Source organism: Xanthomonas indica, from assembly GCF_040529045.1.
GTDB classification, from domain to species: domain Bacteria; phylum Pseudomonadota; class Gammaproteobacteria; order Xanthomonadales; family Xanthomonadaceae; genus Xanthomonas_A; species Xanthomonas_A indica.
The window spans coordinates 1,799,974-1,822,944 of the sequence record NZ_CP131914.1; the positions used below are offsets into that span (position 1 = coordinate 1,799,974).

17 protein-coding genes and 8 tRNA genes are annotated in these 22,971 nt (G+C 67.7%); 17 read left to right on the forward strand and 8 right to left on the reverse strand.

Going from position 1 to position 22,971, the window contains the following annotated elements; translation table 11 throughout:
* Nucleotides 1-28: 28 nt before the first annotated feature.
* The 7 genes from Q7W82_RS07810 to Q7W82_RS07840 all read right to left on the reverse strand — a co-directional run bounded on the left by Q7W82_RS07810 (nucleotide 29) and on the right by Q7W82_RS07840 (nucleotide 9,562).
* Nucleotides 29-556 (reverse strand): phosphatase PAP2 family protein, encoded by a 528-nt coding sequence (locus tag Q7W82_RS07810; protein WP_242160361.1) that lies wholly within the window; start codon nucleotides 554-556, stop codon nucleotides 29-31.
* Nucleotides 540-1,673: a glycosyltransferase family 1 protein gene (locus tag Q7W82_RS07815; RefSeq protein ID WP_242160362.1), complete on the reverse strand. Its 1,134-nt coding sequence runs from the start codon at nucleotides 1,671-1,673 to the stop codon at nucleotides 540-542. The genes Q7W82_RS07810 and Q7W82_RS07815 overlap by 17 nt, the downstream gene beginning before the upstream one ends.
* A gap of 392 nt (nucleotides 1,674-2,065) precedes the next feature.
* Nucleotides 2,066-3,592, reverse strand: coding sequence for an exopolyphosphatase (gene ppx / locus Q7W82_RS07820; protein WP_184502517.1), 1,527 nt, complete (start codon nucleotides 3,590-3,592; stop codon nucleotides 2,066-2,068).
* 55 nt (nucleotides 3,593-3,647) lie between these two features.
* Complete coding sequence (gene ppk1 / locus Q7W82_RS07825; protein ID WP_242160363.1) at nucleotides 3,648-5,744, reverse strand: polyphosphate kinase 1; 2,097 nt, start codon at nucleotides 5,742-5,744, stop codon at nucleotides 3,648-3,650.
* A gap of 11 nt (nucleotides 5,745-5,755) precedes the next feature.
* Nucleotides 5,756-7,081 (reverse strand): phosphate regulon sensor histidine kinase PhoR, encoded by a 1,326-nt coding sequence (phoR, locus tag Q7W82_RS07830; RefSeq protein ID WP_242081641.1) that lies wholly within the window; start codon nucleotides 7,079-7,081, stop codon nucleotides 5,756-5,758.
* 64 nt (nucleotides 7,082-7,145) lie between these two features.
* The gene (gene phoB, locus Q7W82_RS07835) at nucleotides 7,146-7,835 is read right to left on the reverse strand and encodes a phosphate regulon transcriptional regulator PhoB (RefSeq protein WP_160959358.1); all 690 of its coding nucleotides are present in this window, start codon (nucleotides 7,833-7,835) and stop codon (nucleotides 7,146-7,148) included.
* 83 nt (nucleotides 7,836-7,918) lie between these two features.
* On the reverse strand, nucleotides 7,919-9,562 hold the full coding sequence (locus Q7W82_RS07840) for a M48 family metalloprotease (RefSeq protein WP_242160364.1): 1,644 nt from the start codon (nucleotides 9,560-9,562) through the stop codon (nucleotides 7,919-7,921).
* A 148-nt stretch (nucleotides 9,563-9,710) separates the two neighbouring features.
* Here Q7W82_RS07840 and grxC point away from each other — a divergent pair, with 148 nt between their 5' ends.
* From grxC to Q7W82_RS07855, 3 genes are all read left to right on the forward strand, one after another.
* Nucleotides 9,711-10,022, forward strand: coding sequence for a glutaredoxin 3 (grxC, locus tag Q7W82_RS07845; RefSeq protein WP_242160365.1), 312 nt, complete (start codon nucleotides 9,711-9,713; stop codon nucleotides 10,020-10,022).
* On the forward strand, nucleotides 10,019-10,432 hold the full coding sequence (locus Q7W82_RS07850) for a carboxymuconolactone decarboxylase family protein (RefSeq protein ID WP_242160366.1): 414 nt from the start codon (nucleotides 10,019-10,021) through the stop codon (nucleotides 10,430-10,432). Before grxC ends, Q7W82_RS07850 begins: the two co-directional genes overlap by 4 nt.
* Before the next feature lie 163 nt (nucleotides 10,433-10,595).
* Nucleotides 10,596-11,603, forward strand: a complete 1,008-nt coding sequence (locus Q7W82_RS07855) for an isocitrate dehydrogenase (RefSeq protein WP_019797148.1) — start codon at nucleotides 10,596-10,598, stop codon at nucleotides 11,601-11,603.
* A 143-nt stretch (nucleotides 11,604-11,746) separates the two neighbouring features.
* Here Q7W82_RS07855 and Q7W82_RS07860 read toward each other — a convergent pair whose 3' ends face one another.
* Complete coding sequence (locus Q7W82_RS07860) at nucleotides 11,747-12,547, reverse strand: Bax inhibitor-1/YccA family protein (protein ID WP_242160367.1); 801 nt, start codon at nucleotides 12,545-12,547, stop codon at nucleotides 11,747-11,749.
* Nucleotides 12,548-12,701: 154 nt separating this feature from the next.
* On the opposite strand from Q7W82_RS07860, the gene Q7W82_RS07865 reads away from it, so the two are divergent.
* The 14 genes from Q7W82_RS07865 (at nucleotide 12,702) to Q7W82_RS07930 (ending at nucleotide 22,715) form a co-directional block, all read left to right on the forward strand.
* Nucleotides 12,702-12,778, forward strand: a tRNA-Pro gene (locus tag Q7W82_RS07865).
* 44 nt (nucleotides 12,779-12,822) lie between these two features.
* Nucleotides 12,823-12,899: transfer RNA gene (locus Q7W82_RS07870), tRNA-Arg, on the forward strand.
* Between the two features lie 36 nt (nucleotides 12,900-12,935).
* Nucleotides 12,936-13,012, forward strand: a tRNA-His gene (locus Q7W82_RS07875).
* Nucleotides 13,013-13,088: 76 nt separating this feature from the next.
* Nucleotides 13,089-13,164 (forward strand) — tRNA-Lys (locus tag Q7W82_RS07880).
* A gap of 89 nt (nucleotides 13,165-13,253) precedes the next feature.
* A tRNA-Leu gene (locus tag Q7W82_RS07885) sits at nucleotides 13,254-13,338 on the forward strand.
* 190 nt (nucleotides 13,339-13,528) lie between these two features.
* Nucleotides 13,529-14,824 carry a trigger factor gene (gene tig / locus Q7W82_RS07890; RefSeq protein WP_242160368.1) on the forward strand — a complete coding sequence of 432 codons (1,296 nt, stop codon included), beginning with the start codon at nucleotides 13,529-13,531 and terminating at the stop codon, nucleotides 14,822-14,824.
* A gap of 141 nt (nucleotides 14,825-14,965) precedes the next feature.
* The gene (gene clpP, locus Q7W82_RS07895; RefSeq protein WP_017907831.1) at nucleotides 14,966-15,592 is read left to right on the forward strand and encodes an ATP-dependent Clp endopeptidase proteolytic subunit ClpP; all 627 of its coding nucleotides are present in this window, start codon (nucleotides 14,966-14,968) and stop codon (nucleotides 15,590-15,592) included.
* Nucleotides 15,593-15,720: 128 nt separating this feature from the next.
* The gene (clpX, locus tag Q7W82_RS07900) at nucleotides 15,721-17,007 is read left to right on the forward strand and encodes an ATP-dependent Clp protease ATP-binding subunit ClpX (RefSeq protein ID WP_184502510.1); all 1,287 of its coding nucleotides are present in this window, start codon (nucleotides 15,721-15,723) and stop codon (nucleotides 17,005-17,007) included.
* A gap of 178 nt (nucleotides 17,008-17,185) precedes the next feature.
* Nucleotides 17,186-19,654, forward strand: coding sequence for an endopeptidase La (lon, locus tag Q7W82_RS07905; protein ID WP_242160369.1), 2,469 nt, complete (start codon nucleotides 17,186-17,188; stop codon nucleotides 19,652-19,654).
* 229 nt (nucleotides 19,655-19,883) lie between these two features.
* Nucleotides 19,884-20,156, forward strand: a complete 273-nt coding sequence (locus Q7W82_RS07910; RefSeq protein ID WP_010341124.1) for an HU family DNA-binding protein — start codon at nucleotides 19,884-19,886, stop codon at nucleotides 20,154-20,156.
* Between the two features lie 11 nt (nucleotides 20,157-20,167).
* Nucleotides 20,168-20,242, forward strand: a tRNA-Val gene (locus tag Q7W82_RS07915).
* Nucleotides 20,243-20,269: 27 nt separating this feature from the next.
* Nucleotides 20,270-20,346: transfer RNA gene (locus tag Q7W82_RS07920), tRNA-Asp, on the forward strand.
* A gap of 117 nt (nucleotides 20,347-20,463) precedes the next feature.
* Nucleotides 20,464-20,540: transfer RNA gene (locus Q7W82_RS07925), tRNA-Asp, on the forward strand.
* A gap of 186 nt (nucleotides 20,541-20,726) precedes the next feature.
* Entirely contained in the window at nucleotides 20,727-22,715 is a 1,989-nt protein-coding gene (locus Q7W82_RS07930; RefSeq protein WP_242161556.1) for a peptidylprolyl isomerase, read from the forward strand.
* Nucleotides 22,716-22,971: the final 256 nt, after the last annotated feature.

The following is a 22,971-nucleotide window of genomic DNA, read 5'->3' on the forward strand; positions in this document are numbered from 1 at the left end:
CGAATCTCCAATCCCGAATCCCGGCTCCTCACCCAACCAGCCACAACGACACGCCCGCCAGCAGCGCGCCGATGCCGGTGGCGGCGAGCACGTCGCTGGGGTAGTGCAGGCCCAGCACCACCCGCGACAGCGCCACGCAGGCGATGAAGGGCACCAGCAGCGGTGCCAGCCACGGGTAGTAGGCGAGGGCGACGATGCCGAAGGACACCGCGTGCAGGGTGTGGCCGGAGGGGAAGCTGAACTCGTCCAGCGGCGCCACCCAGGCGCGGATGCGCAGGTCGGCGGCGTACGGGCGCGGGCGGCGGGTCCAGCGCTTCAGGCCCTTGTACAGGCTCAGCGCGACCACGCCGGTGGCGGCCATGTGCGCGGAGGCGAACACGCCGTCCATGCCGTCGCACAGCACCAGCAGGGTCATCAGCGCATACCAGAACACGCCGTCGCCGAGCCGGCTGATCGCCGAGAAGAAGCGCCGCACCGAGCGTCGCCGGCACCAATGATTGGCGCGCCGGCACCAGCGGGTCTCGTGCCCGCGCAGGATCTCAAGCCGCGTCGACATGCGTCCTCCGGGTCTGTGCCAGTTGGTTGAGCAGCGCATCGAAATCGGCCACCACCCGCTCCGGGCGCAGTTGCTGCATCGACGCGCAGGCGGCCTCGCCCAGGCGCCGGCGCAGCGCGTCGTCGCTGCCCAGGCGCAGGGCGGCGGCGATGAAGGCGTCGTCGTCGGCCACCGCCGCACCGTTGAGGCCGTCGCGCAGGTATTCGCGTGCCGCACCGTAGTCGAAGGCGACCGTGGCCACGCCGCTGGCCATCGCCTCCAGGGTCACGTTGCCGAAGGTCTCGCTGCGGCTGGGGAACAGGAACAGGTCGCCGCTGGCGAAATGCCGCGCCAGCGCGTCGCCGCGCTGGATGCCGCAGAAAATGAAGTCCGGGTTCTCCTGCGCCAGGCGCTCGCGCAGCGGGCCGTCGCCGACCCAGACGAAGCGCGCGCGCGGGCGCAGCTGCTGCAACTGGCGGAACGCACGCACCGCCAGCGGCAGGTTCTTCTCCGAGGCGATGCGGCCCACGTACAGCACCGCGCAATCGTCGTCGTGCAGGCCCCACTGCGCGCGCAACTGCGCATCGCGTCGCTGCGGCTCGAACTGCTTGCTGTCCACCGCCCGCGCCAGCAGGCGTACCCGCTCGAAGCCCTGGGTGGCGAGGAAGTCGCGCAACTCGCGGGTCGGCACCAGGGTCGCCTGGGCCTGGTTGTGGAAGCGCCGCATCCAGCGCAGCGCGGTCGACTGCAGCCAGGCGGCGCCGTACTGCGGCAGGTATTCGTCGAAGCGGGTGTGGAAGCCGGTGGCGATCGGAATGCCCAGGCGCCGCGCGCTGCGCAGCGCGGACCAACCCAGCGGGCCCTCGGTGGCGATGTACACCGCATCCGGCGGCGCCGCCTGCCACAGCCGGGTCAGGCGGCGTGGTGCCGGCAGGCCGAACTTCAGTCCGGGGTAGCGCGGCAGCGCCGCGCCGCGCACCAGCCGCAGGTCCGCCGGGTCGGCGTCGCCGGCCTGGCGCGGGCGCACCACGTCGACGGTATGGCCGCGTGCGCGCAGCCCCAGTTCCAGCCCCTGCACGGTCAGCGCGACGCCGTTGACCTCAGGGGGATACGTCTCGGTGACGATCGCGTAGCGCATGCGGGGGCTCCGGTTTGACAAAGCCTCGCGCACCGCAGTGAAGCGAACATGTCCAGCGCATGTAGGAACGATGACGCCAAAAGCCGGGATTCGGGATTCGGGATTCGGAATTTCGCAAGTTCGTCGTCGTGCCGCTTTTCTGTGGGAGGGGCTTCAGCCCCGACGCGGTATCGGTAAGGCGTCGGGGCTGAAGCCCCTCCCACAAAAAAGCCGCGGTGTCGCGGTTTCGGGGAGGGCGGCTTTTCTTTCAAAAACCGACACTTTTTCCATGAAATCGCTTGACCGCGATTTGACCGCGGACAGCATGCTGCCATCCCGAATCCCGAATCCCGAATCCCGAATCCCGAATCCCGAATCCCGAATCCCGAATCCCGAATCCCGAATCCCAGCCCTCAAGCCACAAACGGCCGGAAATTGATCCCCAGCCCCGCCATGCCCTCGACCTCGCCGATCAGGTCGGCGCGCTGCAACGGCCGCGATTCGATCCACGGCTGCGACAGGATCAGGTGCAGGTTGGCGCCATCGGCCTTCAGTTCCAGCGCCGGGATCGGGTCGGCCTCGTGCGCGCGGTGCAGCAGCACCGCCAGGCGCAGCAGCGCGGCCTTGCGCTTGGCGCTGAGCAGCAGGCGGTCGGGCAGCGCGTCGAAGGCAGTCTTGGCCACGTTGCGACGGTGCGTGCGTACCAGCGTGGCTAGCACCTGCTGCTCCTGCCGCGAGAAGCCGGCGATGTCCGAATGCTCCAGCACGTAGGCGCCATGCACGTGGTACTGGCTGTGCGCGATGGCCTGGCCGAGTTCGTGCAGGCGCGCGGCCCAGCTGAGCATGCGGCCGTCGTCGGCATCCAGCGCCCAGTCGCCGGCGACCTGCTCGAACAGCGCCATAGCGGTGTGCTCCACGCGCGCGGCCTGCGCCTCGTCGATGCCGTAGCGCCGGGTCAGCGCGGCGATCGCGCTCTCGCGCGGATCGTTCTGGCCGGCGCGGCCGAGCATGTCGTAGAGGATGCCTTCGCGCATGGCCGCCTTGCTCACCATCAGCCGTTGCAGGCCCAGCGCCTGGAATGCCGCCTCCAGCACCAGCACGCCACCGGCGATGATCGGCCGGCGGTCGGCGGACAGGCCCGGCAGGTCGATGTCCTCGATGCGCTTGGCCAGCAGCAGGCGCTCGCGCAGTTGCGGCAGCGCCTCGGCGGTGATCGCGCCCTTGGTCAGCTTCATCGCCGCGCAGATCTCGCCGATCGCCTTGTGCGTGCCGGACGAACCCAGCGCCTCGTGCCAGCCCAGCGCCCGGTACTGTCCGGCGAACTGCTGGAACTCGGCGCCGATCTCGGTCAGCGCGTCCTTCCACTTCTTCTTGGACAGCTTGCCGCCGGGGAAGAAGCGCCGCGTGCTGGCGATGCAGCCGGCCTGCAGGCTCTCGCGTTCCAGGGTCTGGAAGCCGCTGCCGATGATGAACTCGGTGGAGCCGCCGCCGATGTCGATCACCAGGCGCCGCTGGTCCGGCTTGGGCGGTTGCGCGTGGGCCACGCCCAGGTAGATCAGGCGCGCTTCCTCGCGGCCGCTGACCACTTCGATCGGATGGCCCAGCGCGGTTTCGCCGGGAATCAGGAAGGTCTGCGGCGAGCGCAGCTGGCGCACGGTGTTGGTGGCCAGCGCGCGCACGCGCAGCGAGGGCAGGTCGCGGATGCGCTGGCCGAAGCGCGCCAGGCATTCCAGCGCGCGCTGCCGCGCCTCGGCGGACAGCCCGCCCTTGTTGTCCAGGCCGTCGGCCATGCGCACGGTCTCGCGCAGGCGGTCCACCACCCGCAACTGCCCGAGCTGATAGCGGGCGATGACCATGTGGAAACTGTTGGAACCCAGGTCGATGGCGGCCAGCAGGTCGCCGTCGCGCAGCGGCGGATGAGTGGGGGAGGTGGCAGGCATGGCGGAATGGTAGCCGATGCGCGGCGCACGCCGTGGAGACGGCGCCGCGCTGCGCTCAGAGCCCGTCGAGCAGGGCCAACTGCGCCGAATGCGGCGGTTGGTCCTGGCCCGGCGCCAGCTTGCGGTAATTGCCGTCGGCGTTCAGTTCCCAGGCGTTGAGATTGTCCGCCAGGTAGTTCTGCAGCACCTCGCGGTGGATGCGCTTGACCAGGTCCGGATCGAGGATCGGGAAGCCGGTCTCCACGCGCCGCAGCAGGTTGCGCTCCAGCCAGTCGGCGCTGGCGCAGAACAGTTCCGGCGCACCGTCGTTGCCGAACCAGTAGACCCGGCTGTGCTCGAGGAAACGGCCCACGATCGAGCGCACCCGGATGTTGTCGGACACGCCCGGCACGCCGGGGCGCAGGGTGCAGGCGCCGCGCACGATCAGGTCGATCTTCACGCCGGCCTGCGAGGCCGCGTACAGCGCACGGATCACCTGCGGCTCGTTGAGCGCGTTCATCTTGGCGATGATGCGGCCCGGGCGGCCGGCATGCGCCAGCTTGGTCTCGCGTTCGATCCGGTGCAGCACACCCGGGTGCAGGGTGAAGGGCGATTGCAGCAGGCGCTTGAGGCGGATCTTCGGCGCCAGGCCGGACAACTGCTGGAACAGCAGGTGCACGTCGTTGCCGATGTCCACGTCGGCGGTGATCAGGCTCAGGTCGGTGTAGGCGCGCGCGGTCCCGCTGTGGTAGTTGCCGGTGCCCAGGTGCACGTAGCGGCGCAGCTTGCGGCCCTCGCGGCGCACGATCAGCAGCATCTTGGCGTGGGTCTTGTAGCCGACCACGCCGTACACCACCTGCACGCCGGCTTCCTGCAGGCGATCGGCCAGGCCCAGGTTGGCCTCTTCGTCGAAGCGCGCGCGCAGCTCCACCACCACGGTGACGTCCTTGCCGTTGCGCGCGGCCAGCACCAGCGCATCGACGATCGCCGAATCCTTGCCGGTGCGGTACAGGGTCTGCTTGATCGCCAGTACGTTGGGGTCGATCGCGGCCTGCTTGATCAGGTCCAGCACCGCGGTGAAGGCGTCGAACGGATGGTGCAGCAGCACGTCGCCGGCGGCGGCGATCTCGAAGATGCCTTCGCTGTCGCGCAGGGTGCGCGGGTTCATCGGCGGATACTTCAGGTCCGGGCGCTGCACCAGGTCGTAGACCTGGTTGACCCGGCTCAGGTTGACCGGGCCGTTGATCCGGTAGACCGCATTCTCCGGCAGTTCGAAGTTCTGCAGCAGGGTGCGCACGATCGACTTCGGGCAATCCTCGGCGATCTCCAGCCGCACCGCCGGCCGATAGCCGCGGTTGACCAGTTCGTCGCGCAGCGCCAGCGCCAGGTTCTCCACTTCCTCCTCGTCCACCACCAGTTCCGAGTTGCGGGTGACGCGGAACTGGTAGGAGCCCATCACCTCCATGCCCGGGAACAGCTCGTCGACGAAGGTGGACAGCACCGAGGACAGGAACACGAAGCTCTGGCCGCCCTCGGACAGGCTTTCCGGCAACTGGATGATGCGCGGCAACGAGCGCGGCGCGCGCACGATCGCCAGGTGGCCGACGCGGCCGAACGCGTCGGTGCCCTTGAGCACCACCACGATGTTCAGCGACTTGTTGAGGATCTTCGGGAACGGATGCGCCGGATCCAGGCCCAGCGGCGACAGCACCGGCATGATCTCGTTACGGAAGTAGGCGCGCAGCCAGCGCTTCTGCCGCGCGTTCCAGGAGTGGCGACCGAGCACGCCGATGCCGGCGTCCTTCAGCGCCGGGCGCAGCACCTCGTTCCAGCAGCGGTACTGCTGGTCGACCAGTTGCGCGGCGCGGTCGTGGATCGCGTTGAGGATGGCGTTGGGGCTCATGCCGTCCGGCGCCGGCGGCAGCCCGAATTCCTGGGCATGGCGCACGGTGGCGGCGCGGATCTCGAAGAACTCGTCGAGGTTGGTGCAGGAGATGCACAGGAAGCGCAGCCGCTCCAGCAACGGCACCTGCGGATCCTGCGCCTGCGCCAGCACCCGGAAATTGAAGTCCAGTTGCGACAGTTCGCGGTTGAGGTACAGCGCAGGGTCGCGCAGCGGGTCGCTGGGAACGTCCGGTGGCGGCGTGGGCGGCAGGGCGGCGGCGCGGGGCATGGCGGTACTCGTTAGACGGAGGTCAGGGTGGCATGGTCGTGCCGCGGATGCACGCGCCCGGCACCGAAGTGGCAGGAGAAGGTGCTGCCCTTGCCGACTTCGCTCTCGATCTCCAGCCGCGCCTGGTGCAGGCCGAGCACGTGCTTGACGATCGACAGGCCCAGGCCGGTGCCGCCGCTCTCGCGCGAGCGGCTGCTGGAGACGCGGTAGAAGCGTTCGGTGATCCGCGGCAGGTGATGCGCGGGAATGCCGTAGCCGCTGTCGCGCACCGACAGCACCGCACCGTCGCCTTCGCGGGCGAAGCGGATGCGGATGGTGCCGCCGGCCGCGGTGTAGCGCACCGCATTGGTGACCAGGTTGGAGAAGGCGCTGTGCAGTTCCTTGTTGGAACCGACCAGGTCGCAATCGGCCTCGTCGTGGACCTCGATGCGGTGCCGGCCCTGGCTGTGCGCCTCGGCCTCGCGGCGCAGCGTGGCCAGCATCGGCGCCATCGCGATCGACTCCTCGTTGGCGTGCTCCTGCGATTCCAGCCGCGACAGGGTCAGCAGGTCCTCGACCAGTTGGGTCATGCGCTGCGACTGCTTGCGCATCTCGGCGATCATCGGCCCCGAATCCGGAAAGTCCTCCGGGTCCAGCATGTCCAGGTAGCCATGCACCACGGTCAGCGGCGTGCGCAGCTCGTGCGAGACGTTGGCGACGAAATCGCGGCGCACCTGCTCCAGTTGCAGCAGCTTGCTGACGTCGCGCGCGACCAGCAGCCAGTGGTCCTCGGAATAGGGGATCAGGCGCAGGTTCAGGCGCAGGCGCTCGTCGACCGGCGAGGGCATGTCCAGCATCGGCTCGGCGTTGCGGCCGGCGCTGAGCCAGTGCGCCAGCGGCATCGGCTGCAGGCGCTCCACCACCGGTGCGCCGAGGTCGCCGGGATGGCGCAGGCCGAGCAGGGTGCCGGCCGCCTCGTTGAACCACTGGATGCGCTGGCTGTTGCGGTCCACTACCACCACCGCGTCGGGCAGCGCCGCGGCGGCGGCGCGATAGGCGCGCAGCATGTCCAGCAGGCGCCGCTTGCGCACGCGCATTTCCGCCTGGCTGCGGTACAGCAGCCGGTCCAGCTCGTTCCACACCCCGGTGCCGGCCGGCGGCTCCCAGCGCTGGCGCGCGGTCAGCCGTCGCAGCACGCGCCGCAGCCGCCAGTAGTGCCAGCCCATCACCCCCAGCGACATCAGGGTCAGCGCCATCCACACGTGGCCGCCGATCCAGCCGACCAGCAACGCCAGCAACAGCAGGCCGGCGAGCGTGCCGAGGGTCTTCAACCAGGCGGAGCGGATGTGGCGGGGCATCGGGAACGCACTCTGTCGCAAAGGATCGTGATCCGTCCGCCGTTATAGCAGGCGCGGCCGGCGGTCAGATGGACGCAGAGAAGCGATAGCCGGACCCGCGGACGGTCTGCACCATGTTTTCCACCGCGAACGGCTCCAGCGTCTTGCGCAGGCGACGGATGTGCACGTCGATGGTGCGCTCTTCCACGTACACGCTGCCGCCCCAGACGTGGTCGAGCAGCTGCGCGCGGCTGTACACGCGCTCGGGATGGGTCATGAAGAAGTGCAGCAGGCGGTACTCGGTCGGGCCGATCGGCACCGGTGCCTCGCCGGCGAACACCCGGTGCGCGGCGCCGTCGATGCGCAGGCTGCCGACCGAGACGCTGCCGTCCTCGTCGTCCTCGCGGGTGCGGCGCATCACCGCGCGGATCCGCGCCAGCAGCTCGCGCGCGGAGAACGGCTTGACCACGTAGTCGTCGACGCCGGCTTCCAGACCGCCGACGCGATCGTTCTCCTCGCCGCGGGCGGTGAGCATGATGATCGGCACTTCGCGGGTCATCGCATCCTTGCGCCAGCGCCGGGCCAGCTCCAGGCCGCTGGTGCCGGGCAGCATCCAGTCCAGCAGGATCAGGTCCGGGACCCGGTCGGCGATCGAGGTCTGCGCCTCGCGGGCATCGCCGGCGTGCACCGGCTCGAAGTCGCCCTTGCGCAGGGCGAACGCGACCATGTCGCGGATGGCCGGTTCGTCGTCGACGATCAGGATGCGTTTCTGCACAACGGCACCGTGGAACTGGGGAGGAAGGTCGCCAGTAGACTACGGTTTTATTACGTTTAAGTGACGCCTGCCATGGGTGCGTTTCAGCGCCGTTGCATGTCCGGGTCCTGCACGCCCTGGCGGCGCAGTTCCAGCACCGTCGGGGTGATCGCGGCGATGCGCGCGTCGATGCGCGCGCGCGCCACGTAGTCCAGGTCGCTGCGCTTCTTGAGGTTGTTGAGCTGGATCAGGGCCTGCTCCGGATGCCCGTTCAGATAGGCCGCCTCGGCATAGGCCTCGCCGGCGCGGGTGTCGTCGCCGGCCAGTTCGCAGGCGCGGGCGAAGGTGCGCTGGAACACCGGGTCCTCCGCGGCCGCGCCGAGCAGCGGCCGCAGCACCGCCTGGGCGCGCTGTCCGGCCTGGCGGCCGCCCTGCTCGTTGAGGGCGCTCGCATAGCTCAGCGCCACCGCCCGGTTGCTGGGCATGCGCTTGACCAGCGCCTCGAAGCGCTGGTCGGCGGCCTGGCTGCGGCCGGCCTTGGCCTCGGCCTCGGCGACCGCCACGGTCAGCCACCAGTTGTCCGGGTGCGCCTGCAGCAGGCCCTCCAGCGTCTGCGCGACGTCCTGCGCGGCGCCACCGGCACGCAGCCGCGCCAGCGCCAGGCCGTAGCGCTGGGCATCGCTCAGGCCCTGCTTGCTGCCCTGGCGCAGGCCCTCGTACTCGCGGATCGCATCGGCCGGGGTGTTGGCGCTGAACACCCGCAACCGCTCGCGGGCCCACTCGAACTGGCCGCTGGGGCCGCGCGCGTAGTTGGCGAACGGCAACTGCAGGCCACCCGGCAGCAGCGGGTTGCTGGGCGCGCCCAGCGGCTGGCTCAGCGACACGTCGTTCGGATCGACCCGCTCCTGCAGGGTGCCGCCGGGCACGCTGGTGGTCACGGTCAGGGTGTTCTTCTTCATCTGCTCGGCGCGCTCGCGCGCCTCGCTGATGCGGGTGGTGGTGACCGGGTGGGTCATCAGGAAGTCCGGGGTGCTGTAGCCGCCCTGGTTGCCGCGCATCGCCAGCGACATGCGCTCGAAGAAGCCCGCCATTGCATCGACGTCGTAGCCGCTGCGCGCCAGGGTGCGGATGCCCAGGCGGTCGGCCTCCGATTCGTTGGAGCGGGTGTAGTCGATCTGCCGCTGCTGCATCAGCCCCAGGCCGCTGGCGATCGCTGCCTGGGTGGCGTCGCCGCTGGAGCGCCCGCCGGCCTGCTGCGCCGCGACCACCGCGGCGAGCATGCCGAGCAGGATCGGGATCTGGTCGCGCTGCGCCCGCTCCACCCCGCGCAGCACGTGCTGCTGGGTGACGTGGGCGATTTCGTGCGACAGCACCGCGGCCACCTCGTCCTCGCGCTCGGCGGTCAGTACCAGGCCGGCGTTGACCGCGACGTAGCCGCCGAGGGTGGCGAAGGCGTTGATCTGGCGGTCGCGCAGCATGAAGAAGGTGAATTTCTGCTGCGGCTGGTCGCTGTTGGCGCCGAGCCGGGTGCCCATGGTCTGCAGCCAGTCGTCGATCAGCGGGTCCTCGAGCACGTAGCCGTAGCTGCGCAGTTCGGCCAGCATCATCTTGCCGTACTCGGCCTGGCGCGCCGGGGTCAGCAGCTCGCCGGCCGAGGAGCCGATGTCCGGCAGCTTGTTCTCCTGGGCCGGCGCCACGGCGCAGGCGGTGGCCAGGGTGATCGCGAAGGCGAGCGGCAGCAGGCGCAAGACGGGCTCCAAGAGGGCTGGCGGACGCCGGGAGCGTCCGGGACGACGGTGAATCCGGGATGATTCGCAGTGTTGCGGCAGCGGCCTCGAAAATCCACCCGGCCGCTACCATAGTGGCTTGGACCTTCTACACCGCCCGGAGTTTCCCGTGGACAACCCAACTGCCGACACCGGCCACGCCGGCGGCGCGCCGATCACCCTCTATTCCACCGCGATCTGCCCGTACTGCGTGGCGGCCAAGAACTTCCTCAAGAGCAAGGGCCGGACCTGGAACGAGGTGCGGATCGACCTGGATCCGGCCGAGCGCGAGAAGATGGTCGCCCTGGCGCGGCGCACCAGCGTGCCGCAGATCTTCGTCGGCGACGTCCATGTCGGCGGCTACGACGACATGATGGCGCTGCACCGCGCCGGCAAGCTGGAGCCGCTGCTCGACGGCCACGCCCCGGAGGCGCAGGCATGAGCGGCGCCGAGACGGGCGAGGGCGGTGCGGCCGGGCAGGACCGGGTCCGCGCGTTCACCGAGTTCCGCCAGCGCATGAACCAGCGCATCCTGGCCGAGCCGAACCAGGTGGTGCGGCGCTTCTTCGCGCTGGATACCCAGACCTACCAGGCCGGCGCGCTGGACGTGAAGACCAAGGAGCTGCTCGGCCTGGTCGCCTCGCTGGTGCTGCGCTGCGACGACTGCATCAGCTACCACGTGGCCCAGTGCAAGGAGGCCGGGGTCAGCCGCGAGGAGTTCTTCGAGACCTTCTCGGTGGGCCTGGTGGTCGGCGGTTCGATCGTGATCCCGCACCTGCGCCGCGCCGTGGACTTCCTCGACACGCTGGAGGCCGGCGAGGCCGCCGCCCCGGCGCAGCACGCGCACGACTGAGCCCGCCCCGGTCGGCCGGCGGCCGCCGGCGCCGGTTGCCGAAGGCTGCCCGGTTTTGGGCGCCTTCACCGGCTTCGGGCATAATTACCGCTGAAACCTCCTTGCGCCTGCAGCCCCGGTTCCCGGGCGGCGCTCCCCCCTCTTGTACGGAAACCGCAACCCTATGACGCAGACAATCACGGTCATCCGTGGCGATGGCATCGGCCCGGAGATCATGGACGCCACGCTGTTCGTGCTCGACGCGCTGAACGCCGGCCTCACCTACGAATACGCCGACGCGGGCCTGGTGGCGCTGGAGAAGCACGGCGACCTGCTGCCGGCCGCCACGCTGGAGTCGATCCGCAAGAACAAGGTGGCGCTGAAGAGCCCGCTGACCACGCCGGTGGGCGAGGGCTTCAGCTCGATCAACGTGGCCATGCGCCGCCAGTTCGACCTGTACGCCAACGTGCGTCCGGCCAAGTCGTTCCCGAACACCAAGTCGCGCTTCGGCGCCGGCGTGGACCTGATCACCGTGCGCGAGAACACCGAAGGCGCCTACCTGAGCGAAGGCCAGGAAGTGTCCGCCGACGGCGAGACCGCGCTGTCGATGGCCAAGGTGACCCGCAAGGGCTCCGAGCGCATCGTCCGCTACGCCTTCGACCTGGCCCGCGCGACCGGCCGCAAGAAGGTCACCGCGGTGCACAAGGCCAACATCATCAAGTCCACCTCGGGCCTGTTCCTGAAGGTGGCGCGCGAAGTGGCGGCGAACTACCCGGAGATCGAATTCCAGGAAATGATCGTCGACAACGCCTGCATGCAGCTGGTGATGCGTCCGGAGCAGTTCGACGTCATCGTCACCACCAACCTGTTCGGCGACATCCTGTCGGACCTGTGCGCCGGCCTGGTCGGCGGCCTGGGCTTGGCCCCGGGTGCCAACATCGGTGTGGACGCGGCGATCTTCGAAGCCGTGCACGGCTCGGCCCCGGATATCGCCGGGCAGGGCAAGGCCAACCCGTGCGCGCTGCTGCTGGGCGCGGCGCAGCTGCTGGACCATATCGGCCAGCCGCAGAACGCCGAGCGCCTGCGCAACGCCATCGTCGCCACCCTGGAAGCCAAGGACGGGCTGACCCCGGACCTGGGCGGCAGCGGCAACACCATGGGCTTCGCCAAGGCCATCGCCGGCCGCCTCTGAGCCCGCCGCAAGATCGCACTAGAAGAAAGGGCGCCCAAGGGCGCCCTTTTCTTTTGCTTGCAAGTTGTCTGAAGCCACGTCCGCTCATCGAGCAAGGGGAGTCGCTCTTACGATTCCCCAATCCCGATTCCCGACTCCGGGCGTCAATTCCGCGACTGCAGCTTCGACAGCAAGCGCAGGAACTCCACGTACAGCCATACCAGCGTAACCATCAGGCCGAACGCGCCGTACCACTCCATGTACTTGGGCGCACCCTGTTCGACGCCGCTCTCGATGAAGTCGAAATCTGTCACCAGATTCAGTGCCGCGACCACCACCACGAAGAGGCTGAACAGGATGCCGATAGGGCCGGAGCCGTGGATGTAGGGAATTTGGATGTTGAACAGGCCCAGCACCATGGTCGCCAGGTACACCAGGGCGATGCCGCCGGTGGCCGCGAACACGCCCAGCTTGAAGTTCTCGGTGGCCTTGATCAGACCGCTGCGGTAGGCGAACAGCATCGCGAACAGGGTGCCGAAGGTCAGCATCACCGCCTGCAGCACGATGCCGTTGAAGCGCACTTCGTACATCGCCGAGAGCGAGCCCAGGAAAAAGCCTTCCACCAGCGCGTACAGCGGGGCGGTGATCGGCGACCATTCCTTCTTGAAGATCGTGATCAGGGCCAGGATGAGGCCGCCGATCAGGCCGCCCGCCGCGTAGCCGACCACGCCCGGGGCGATCATCGCGTTGCCCGCGGCATCGATCGAGACCGACTGGCTCCAGGCGAACGCGGCGGTGAGCGCCGTCAGCATCAGCAGGATGCCGGTCTTGTTGGCGGTACCGTTCAGTGTCATCGCGCCGCTGTCGCGTGCGGCGACCGTGCTGCTCCCGGGCGAGACCACGGTGCCGCTGCGCAGATCGAGGAAGGTGGATTCCTTCAGGGCGGGATTGCCGCTGCGAAGCATGCTGTTTTCTCCTTCAAAAAAGGCGTTCGGCCGATGCCGATGGCAAGGCTTGAGCATAGCGCAGGCGATGTTGCGTGCATGCGACGTTGACAGCGGGCCGCAAGCTTCCCACAATAGCCGACCTTTCCGGCCTCGGCCGCGAGGGATGTTCCGCCGGGGTATAGCGCAGTCTGGTAGCGCGCCTGCTTTGGGAGCAGGATGTCGGGGGTTCGAATCCCTCTACCCCGACCAATCCGATGTCCAACGGCGGAAAGGAATGCGACAATCCAGCCAGGGCGCCCGTAGCTCAACTGGATAGAGCACCGGCCTTCTAAGCCGGCGGTTACAGGTTCGATTCCTGTCGGGCGCGCCAACACCGGCGCCGGGCGGGAGATGCAAGGTTTCAATGGTGGCTGTAGCTCAGTTGGTTAGAGTACTGGATTGTGATTCCAGATGTCGGGGGTTCGAGTCCCCTCAGCCACCCCATTGATCGCGTGACCCGATGCTTCGCGGGGTGTTGCAACGAAGCAAAAAAGCACATAGAATGTGCGACTCAGTTTCAGGGCCGTTAGCTCAGTTGGTAGAGCAGTTGACTCTTAATCAATAGGTCCAAGGTTCGAATCCTTGACGGCCCACCAAAACGAAAGGCACCTGCTCCGGCAGGTGCCTTTTTCTTTGCCGGCCGGCCTGCAACAATGTGCCGGCGGGCGCCATCCGGCGCCACAGCGCGAAAGTGGCGGAATTGGTAGACGCCCTGGTTTTAGGTACCAGTGCCGCAAGGCGTAGGGGTTCGAGTCCCCTCTTTCGCACCATCCAACCCCCTGCGGCCCCTCGCGGCGATGGTGGGTTCGGCGTCGCCACGGTGGCCGCCCGGCCCTGCGCTGGCAGGCGCCGCGGGAATAGGCGAAACTATCCGGCTGCGGCGGCTGTCCCGTGCCCGCGCCAACCCGTACTTTTCTACATCGTGCCGAGAGCCGTGGGCTCCCGGTGGCAGGAGTCCACATGCAAGCTTCGATCGAAACCACCGGTACCCTGGAACGGCGTCTGACCTTCACCCTGCCGGAGGATCGCCTGGAAACCCATGTCGGCGGCCGCCTGCGCGAAGTCGCGCGCACCGCGCGGATCAAGGGCTTCCGTCCGGGCAAGATTCCGGCCAAGGTGATCGAGCAGCGCTTCGGGCCGCAGATCCGCGCCGAGGCGCTGGACGGCCTGCTGCGCGAGACCTTCGACTCGGCCGTGCGCGAGCACGAGCTGCGCCTGGCCGGCAATCCGCGCATCGACCGCGCCGGCGACAACGAACTGCAGTTCGTGGCCACCTTCGAAGTGGTGCCGGACTTCGGCGACATCGACGTCTCGACGCTGCAGGTGATCCGCCACACCGCCGAGGTCACCGACGCCGACATCGAGCAGATGATCGAGAACCTGCGCCTGCAGCGCCGCACCTGGCAGCCGGCCGCGCGTCCGGCGCAGGACGGCGACCTGGTGACCCTGGAGACCTGGTCGCAGGTCGGCGAAGAGCGCCTGCCGGCCGAAGGCGTGGAGAAGGGCAGCAGCGTGATCGGCTCGGGCGTCATGTTCCCGGCGATCGAGCAGGGCCTGATCGGCCTGTCCAAGGACGAAGAGAAGACGCTGACGGTCGACTTCCCGGCCGACTGGCGCGTGCCGCAGTTCGCCGGCAAGCAGGTCCAGGTGCACGTGAAGGCGGTCGACGTGGCCGCGCCGGTGCTGCCGGAAGTGGACAAGGAGTTCATCAAGAGCTTCGGCGTGAAGAGCGGCGATGCCGAGCAGTTCCGCAAGGACATCCGCATCAACCTGGAGCGCGAGCTCAAGGGCGCGCTGATGAACCGCCTGCGTCGCGAAGTCGGCGAGCAACTGATCGCCGCCTATGCCTCGGTGGAAATGCCGCCGCGCCTGGTCGAGAACGAGGCGCGCGCCATGCTGGCGCAGCAGGTCGAGCAACTGCGCCGTTCCGGCCGTGACCCGGGCCAGGTGCCGGAGGACGCCCACCAGGGCTTCATGGACGCGGCGCGCAAGCGCGTGCTGGTCGGCCTGCTGGTCGGCGAGGTCGCCCGCCGCAACGAACTGCGCCTGGACCCGAAGCGGGTCTCGGAGACGCTGCGCCTGATCGCCTCGACCTACGAAGAGCCGGAGCAGGTCATTGAGATGTACCGCAACGATCCCCAATTGATGGGAGGACTGCAGAGCCGTGTGATGGAAGAGCAGGTGATCGACTGGATCGCCGAGCGCGCCCAGCACACCGAGCAGGCGATGTCGTTCCAGGACGCGATCCGTCAATAAGACGACGCGCCACCGCGTTGCGCAGCCAGCCTGCGCGACGCGGATCCCGTTTCACCTCCCCGCGGCGGCGGGGTGCAACACGATGCGAAGCCCTGTACACCCCCGTACAGGGTCGGACCCCGAGCAGCAGGAGATCACCGCGTGGACAATGTGACCAAGGCCTTGAATCTGGTTCCGATGGTGGTCGAGCAGACCAGCCGCGGCGAGCGCGCCTACGACATCTATTCGCGTCTGTTGAAGGAGCGCCTGATCTTCCTGGTCGGCCCGATCGACGACCACATGGCCAACGTGATCGTGGCCCAGCTGCTGTTCCTGGAAGCGGACAATCCGGAAAAGGACATCAGCATCTACATCAATTCGCCGGGCGGCGTGGTCACTGCCGGCATGGCGATCTACGACACCATGCAGTACATCAAGCCGGACGTGAGCACCATCTGCGTCGGCCAGGCCGCCTCGATGGGCGCGCTGCTGCTGGCGTCGGGCGCGGCCGGCAAGCGTTATGCGCTGCCGAACTCGCGGGTGATGATCCACCAGCCGCTGGGCGGCTTCCAGGGCCAGGCCACCGACATCGACATCCACGCCCGCGAGATCCTGACCCTGCGCGCGCGGCTGAACGAAATCCTGGCCAAGCACACCGGCCAGTCGCTGGAAACCATCGCCCGCGACACCGAGCGCGACAACTTCAAGAGCGCCGTCGACGCGCAGGCCTACGGCCTCGTCGACCAGGTGCTGGAGCGTCGCCCGGACGAGTCCATCCAGCCGGCATAAGGCTTGCATGTACTGCAAAACGCAGCGTATTCCGCAGGGCCGGGGTCGGGCTAGCGTCCTCCCGGCCCTGTGCTATTCTCGAAATCGAACCCCCGTTCATCGGGTGGGGTAACTGGGTAAGCGAAGCAATGAGCGAAGACCGGCAAGGCCGTTCCGGCGACAGCAACAAGATCCTGTACTGCTCGTTCTGCGGCAAGAGTCAACACGAGGTCCGTAAGCTGATCGCCGGGCCCAGCGTGTTCATCTGCGACGAATGCGTCGAGTTGTGCAACGACATCATCCGCGAGGAGCTTGAGGAGAAGGCGCAGTCGGCACGCAGCAGCCTGCCCAAGCCGCGCGAGATCCTCGAGGTGCTCGATCAGTACGTGATCGGCCAGCAGCGCGCCAAGCGCACGCTCGCCGTGGCCGTGTACAACCACTACAAGCGCATCGAGAGCCGACAGAAGAACGACGAGGTCGAACTGGCCAAGTCCAACATCCTGCTGGTCGGTCCGACCGGTTCGGGCAAGACGCTGCTGGCCGAGACGCTGGCGCGCCTGCTCAACGTGCCGTTCACCATCGCCGATGCGACCACGCTGACCGAAGCCGGCTACGTCGGCGAGGACGTGGAGAACATCATCCAGAAGCTGCTGCAGAAGTGCGACTACGACGTCGACAAGGCGCAGCAGGGCATCGTCTACATCGACGAGATCGACAAGATCTCGCGCAAGAGCGAGAACCCGTCGATCACCCGCGACGTGTCCGGCGAAGGCGTGCAGCAGGCGCTGCTGAAGCTGATCGAAGGCACGGTCGCCTCGGTGCCGCCGCAGGGCGGGCGCAAGCATCCGCAGCAGGAATTCCTGCAGGTGGACACCAAGAACATCCTGTTCATCTGCGGCGGCGCGTTTGCCGGCCTGGACAAGGTGATCCAGCAGCGCTCCAACGACGCTGGCGGCATCGGCTTCGGCGCCAAGGTCAAGAGCGCCGAGCGCAAGCGCGAGGTCGGCAAGATCCTGGCCGACGTCGAGCCGGAAGACCTGATCAAGTTCGGCCTGATCCCCGAGTTCGTCGGCCGCCTGCCGGTGGTCGCCACGCTCGAGGAACTGGACGAGCCGGCACTGATCAAGATCCTGACCGAGCCCAAGAACGCCATCACCAAGCAGTTCAAGAAGCTGTTCGAGATGGAAGGCGTGGAGCTGGAGTTCCGCCAGGACGCGCTGCTGGCCATCGCCAAGAAGGCGCTCAAGCGCAAGACCGGCGCGCGCGGCCTGCGCACCATCGTCGAGTCGGTGCTGCTGGACACGATGTACGAGCTGCCGTCGCAGGAAAACGTCAGCAAGGTGGTGGTGGACGAGTCGGTGATCGAGCACAAGTCCGAGCCGTACCTGATCTACCAGACCCCGCCGGCGCCGCCCAAGGTCGCCTCCGCGGAGTGACCCCGGGCCGGTGGTGCGCGGCGACCCCGTCGCGTGCCCCAGGCCTGCCGGTAAGTCGCTGAAACATAAAGGGGTTCTGCGCTCCCCTTGCATCGTCCAGCCGATGGCCCCATAACGGGGCCATCGGCGTTTTTATGGCCGCCCGCATCGCGTTCCCGCCTCCCAAATCGGAATCCTCATGGCCCAGTCCCAATCCGAAGTCCTCGACCTGCCGGTCCTGCCGTTGCGCGACGTCGTGGTCTTCCCGCACATGGTCATCCCGCTGTTCGTCGGTCGCGACAAATCCATGCGCGCGCTCGAGCACGCGATGGAGGCCGACAAGCGCATCCTGCTGGTCGCGCAGAAATCCGCCGAGACCGATGATCCGGCGGCGGCTGACCTGTACAACGTCGGCACGCTGGCGCAGGTGCTGCAATTGCTGAAGCTGCCCGACGGCACCATCAAGGTGCTGGTCGAAGGCCTGTCGCGGGTCAGCGTCGACAAGGTCGCCGAGCGCGACGGCGCACTGCAGGGCGAAGGCCGCGAGATCGATGCCGCCGAATCGCGCGAGGAGCGCGAGGTCGAGGCGATCGCGCGCTCGCTGATGTCGCTGTTCGAGCAGTACGTCAAGACCAACCGCAAGCTGCCGCCGGAACTGCTGCAGACCCTGTCCGGCATCGACGAGCCCGGCCGCCTGGCCGACACCATCGCCGCGCACATCGGCGTGCGCCTGGCCGACAAGCAGCGCCTGCTGGAAACGCTGGAAGTGGGCGAGCGGCTGGAGATGCTGGTCGGCCTGGTCGACGGCGAGATCGACGTGCAGCAGCTGGAGAAGCGCATCCGCGGCCGGGTCAAGTCGCAGATGGAGAAGAGCCAGCGCGAGTACTACCTCAACGAGCAGATGAAGGCGATCCAGAAGGAACTGGGCGACCTCGACGACGCGCCGGGCGAGCTGGAGGAGCTGGCGCGCAAGATCGCCGAGGCCGGCATGCCCAAGCCGGTGGAGACCAAGGCCAAGGCCGAACTCAACAAGCTCAAGCAGATGTCGCCGATGTCGGCCGAAGCCGCGGTGGTGCGCAATTACCTCGACTGGCTGCTGGGCGTGCCGTGGAAGAAGCGCAGCAAGGTGCGCAAGGATCTGAAGGTCGCGCAGGAAACGCTCGACGCCGATCACTACGGCCTGGAGAAGGTCAAGGACCGCATCCTCGAGTACCTCGCGGTGCAGTCGCGGGTGAAGCAGATGAAGGGGCCGATCCTGTGCCTGGTCGGACCGCCGGGCGTGGGCAAGACCTCGCTGGGCCAGTCCATCGCCAAGGCGACCAATCGCAAGTTCGTGCGCATGTCGCTGGGCGGCGTGCGCGACGAGGCGGAGATCCGCGGTCACCGCCGTACCTATGTCGGCTCGATGCCGGGCCGCATCGTGCAGAACCTCAACAAGGTCGGCAGCAAGAATCCGCTGTTCGTGCTCGACGAGATCGACAAGATGTCCATGGACTTCCGCGGCGATCCGTCCTCGGCGCTGCTGGAAGTGCTCGATCCCGAGCAGAACAACGCGTTCAACGACCACTACCTGGAAGTGGACCTGGACCTGTCCGAAGTGATGTTCGTGGCGACTTCCAATTCGCTGAACATCCCCGGTCCGCTGTTGGACCGCATGGAAGTGATCCGTATTCCCGGCTACACCGAGGACGAGAAACTCAACATCGCCGCGCGCTATCTGGTGCCCAAGCAGCTCAAGGCCAACGGCCTGAAGCAGGATGAGCTGGAGATCGGTGCCGACGCGATCCGCGACGTCGTGCGCTACTACACGCGCGAATCCGGCGTGCGCAACCTCGAGCGCGAAGTCGCCAAGATCTGCCGCAAGGTTGTCAAGGAAATCGCGCTGGCCGGTCCGCAGCCGGCAGCCCCGGCGAAGAAGGCCGTGGCGAAGAAGGGCGCTGTGCGCAAGGACAAGGCGCGGGTCGTCGTCGGCTCGAAGAACCTGGACAAGTACCTGGGCGTGCGTCGCTACGACTTCGGCCGTGCCGAGGAGCAGAACGAGATCGGCCTGGTGACCGGCCTGGCCTGGACCGAGGTCGGCGGCGACCTGCTGCAGATCGAATCGACCCTGGTCCCGGGCAAGGGCGCGGTGATCCTGACCGGCCAGCTCGGCGATGTGATGAAGGAATCGGCGTCGGCGGCGTTGTCGGTGGTGCGTTCGCGCGCCGAGCGGCTCGGCATCGAGGCGGACTTCCTGCAGAAGCACGACGTGCATCTGCACGTGCCCGATGGCGCCACGCCGAAGGACGGCCCCAGCGCCGGCATCGCGATGGTGACCTCGCTGGTGTCGATGCTGACCAAGGTGCCGGTGAAGGCGGACGTGGCGATGACCGGCGAGATCACCCTGCGTGGCCGCGTCTCGGCGATCGGTGGCCTCAAGGAGAAGCTGCTGGCCGCGCTGCGCGGCGGCATCCGCACCGTGCTGATCCCGGAGGAGAACCGCAAGGATCTGGCCGACATCCCGGAGAACGTCACCCGCGACCTGAAGATCGTGCCGGTGAAGTGGATCGACGAAGTGCTGGATCTGGCGCTGGAGCGTCCGCTTGCGCCGAAGCCTGCCGCCGATGCCGAACAGGCACCGTCGCGGCGCAAGCAGAAAGCATCCTCGAACCCGCGCGTCAAGCACTGACGCGCGCTGAACCGCACCCGCGCAAACGGCTCAAACCCGCGCCGTTGTTGGCTTTTCGGCTTGCGCGGGTATGGGCCCGCTGGTATAAATGCAGCGCTTGCGAGCACCGCGAATGGGCGTGCTTGGTAGTGCAAAACATATCCATCGGGGTCTCGCTCAGGCGAGGCAGGCCACGCCGACACCCGATCCTCAATCCGCGGTCTTCTGCCGCACATGGAGTCATCAAGAAATGAATAAAGCCGAACTGAACGACGCGATCGCCGCTGCCGCCGATATTTCCAAGGCCGAAGCCGGTCGTGCCATCGACGCCTTCGTGTCGGAAGTGACCAAGGCCCTGAAGAAGGGCGACAGCGTCACGCTCGTGGGCTTCGGCACCTTCCAGGTGCGCGACCGTGCCGAGCGCACCGGCCGCAACCCGAAGACCGGCGACTCCATCAAGATCGCCGCGTCGAAGAATCCGACGTTCAAGGCTGGTAAAGCGCTGAAGGATGCCGTAAACTAATCGACTCGCTAGGGTGCTTAGCTCAGCGGTAGAGCGTCTCCTTTACACGGAGAGGGTCGGGGGTTCGAAACCCTCAGCACCCACCAGAGCACCAAGCGACAAGTTTCAAAAGCGGAGTGGTAGTTCAGTCGGTTAGAATGCTGGCCTGTCACGCCGGAGGTCGCGGGTTCGAGTCCCGTCCACTCCGCCAGTTGTACCGAAGCCCCCGAGCGATCGGGGGTTTCGTTTCTCGCAGTCGCCGCCACGCACCAGCGTTGGCCCGGCCGCTGCGGGAAAGCGGGCCTCGCGCCCGCCTCCGTTCAAACGCGGAGTGGTAGTTCAGTCGGTTAGAATGCTGGCCTGTCACGCCGGAGGTCGCGGGTTCGAGTCCCGTCCACTCCGCCATTTGTACGCGAAACCCCCGAGCGATCGGGGGTTTCTTTTTTCCGCATCACGCCTGTTTCCCTCCCGTGCCCGCTCCCGATCCGCCGCCGCGGCGCATGACCGGCGCGGCCGGCCGGGCCGGCGGTTCTGCCGCAGGGCGTGAAGCGGGTTAAACTGCGCGGCTCGCCAATAGGCCGTCGGTTCCCAATGCTGCAGAAACTTCGCGAAAAGACCTCGGGCTGGATCGCCACCGCGATCATCGGTCTGTTGATGATTCCGTTCCTGTTCGTCATCGACAACAGCTACCTCGGTGGCGTCGGTGCCAACAATGTCGCCAAGGTACAGGCGCCGCCGTCGTGGTGGTCGTCGGCGCCGTCGTGGTGGCCGGTGTCGCTGCTGTGGCAGCACCACGAAGTGAGCACGGAACAGTTCCGTACCCGCTTCGAGCAGGCGCGCATCCAGGCGCGCGAGCAACAGGGCGAGGATTTCGATCCGCGTGCGTTCGAAAGCATCGACAACAAGCGCAAGCTGCTCGATCAATTGATCGACGAGCAGGTGGCCAAGCTGTCGGCCGAACGCGCCGGCGTGGTCATCGGCGATGCCGCGGTGCGCGATTACATCAGCGCCATGCCTGCGTTCCAGAACGACGGCAAGTTCGATCCGGAGCGCTACCGCCTGGCCCTGGCCTCGGGCACGCCGCCGCGCACGCCGACCATGTTCCAGCAATTGGTGCGCGATGCGCTGCAGCAGTCGGTGATTCCGTCCGGCCTCGCAGAATCGGCGTTCGCCACCAAGCAGGAGACCGATCGCCTGCTGAAGATGCTGGGCGAGACCCGCGACGTGGAAATGGCGTTGCTGCCGGAAGTGCCGGCCGACACCGCGCCGGTCAGCGACGCGCAGGTGCAGCAGTGGTACGACTCGCACAAGTCCGACTTCAAGCAGCCGGAAACCGTGACGATCGAGTACGTCGACCTCAATGCGGCCAACCTGCCGCCGGTCAAGCCGGCCGACGAGGCGACGCTGCGCAAGCGCTACGACGACGAGAAGGCGCGCTTCGTCGAGCCCGACCAGCGACTGGCCTCGCACATCCTGATCAGCGCCGGCAAGGATGCGGCCTCGCAGAAGGCGGCCGAGGCCAAGGCGGCCAAGCTGGCGGCCGAAGCCAAGCAGCCCGGCGCCGATTTCGCCGCGCTGGCCCGCGCCAACTCCGACGACCCCGGCTCCAAGAACGCCGGCGGCGATCTGGGCTGGGTGGAAAAGGGCGTGATGGTGAAGCCGTTCGAGGATGCGCTGTTCGCGATGAAGCCCGGCGAGATCGTCGGCCCGGTGAAGAGCGAATTCGGCTATCACATCATCCAACTGCGCCAGGTCAAGGGCGGCGAAGGCAAGTCGTTCGAGCAGGTGCGCGACCAGCTCGCCAGCGAGCAGTTGAAGGCCGACAGCGAGAAGGCCTTCAGCGAGTTGAGCGGCAAGCTGGTGGACCTGGTCTACAAGAACCCGACCGCGCTGGCCTCGGCGGCGAAGGAAGTGGGCCTGCCGGTGCAGACGCTGGGGCCGTTCTCGCGCGCCAACGCCAGCGGCATCGCCGCACAGCCGGCGGTGCTGCGCGCCGCGTTCTCCGACACGCTGGTGCAGGACGGCACGGTCAGCGATCCGATCAACCTCGGGCCGAACCACAGCGTGCTGATCCGCGTGACCCAGCACCAGCCGGAGCAGATCCAGCCGCTGGCCAAGGTGCACGAGCAGGTGGTGGCCGCGGTGCATGCCGACCGCACCGCCAAGGCCGCCGCCGCCAAGGCCGACGCGCTGCTGGCGCGCCTGCGCAAGGGCGAGACCCTGCAGGCCCTGGCCGGCGCGGAGAAGCTGCAGATCAACCCGATGCCGGGCTTGCCGCGCAACGTGCCGATGCCGAGCGCCCAGGCCAGCCAGGTGATCTTCAGCGCACCGCAGCCGGTCGACGGCAAGCCGTCGGTGGGCAAGGTGGAACTGCCTGCAGCGCCGGGTACCGTGGGCAAGCGCTATGCGCTGTTCGCGGTCACCAAGGTGACGCCGGGCGACCTGAGCAAGGTGCCGGCCGAGCAGCAGACCATGTTCCAGCAGCAGTTGGCGCAGATCGACGGCGCGGCCGATGCCAAGGCCTACGTCGATGCGATGCGCAAGCACTTCAAGATCAGCGTGCAGGAGTCGCAGCTGTAACAGCTGCTTCGACAGCCCAACGTGTCACGCAACAGGCCCGGCATCGCCGGGCCTGTTGCGTTTCAGGGTGCATCAGCGTGTGCGATTCGCCGCGGGAGAGGTATGCAACGTGGGCGCGCAAGTGCATCGCGTGCGCCTGACCATGGCTGGCTGGCTGGCCTGGCTGCGGCGCGTGTGAGTTGCACGCGGAACACCGCCGCCTTCGCCTTGCGCAAGGCGCTGCGCGCGCTGGCGGCGATCGCGGCCGAACTTGCCC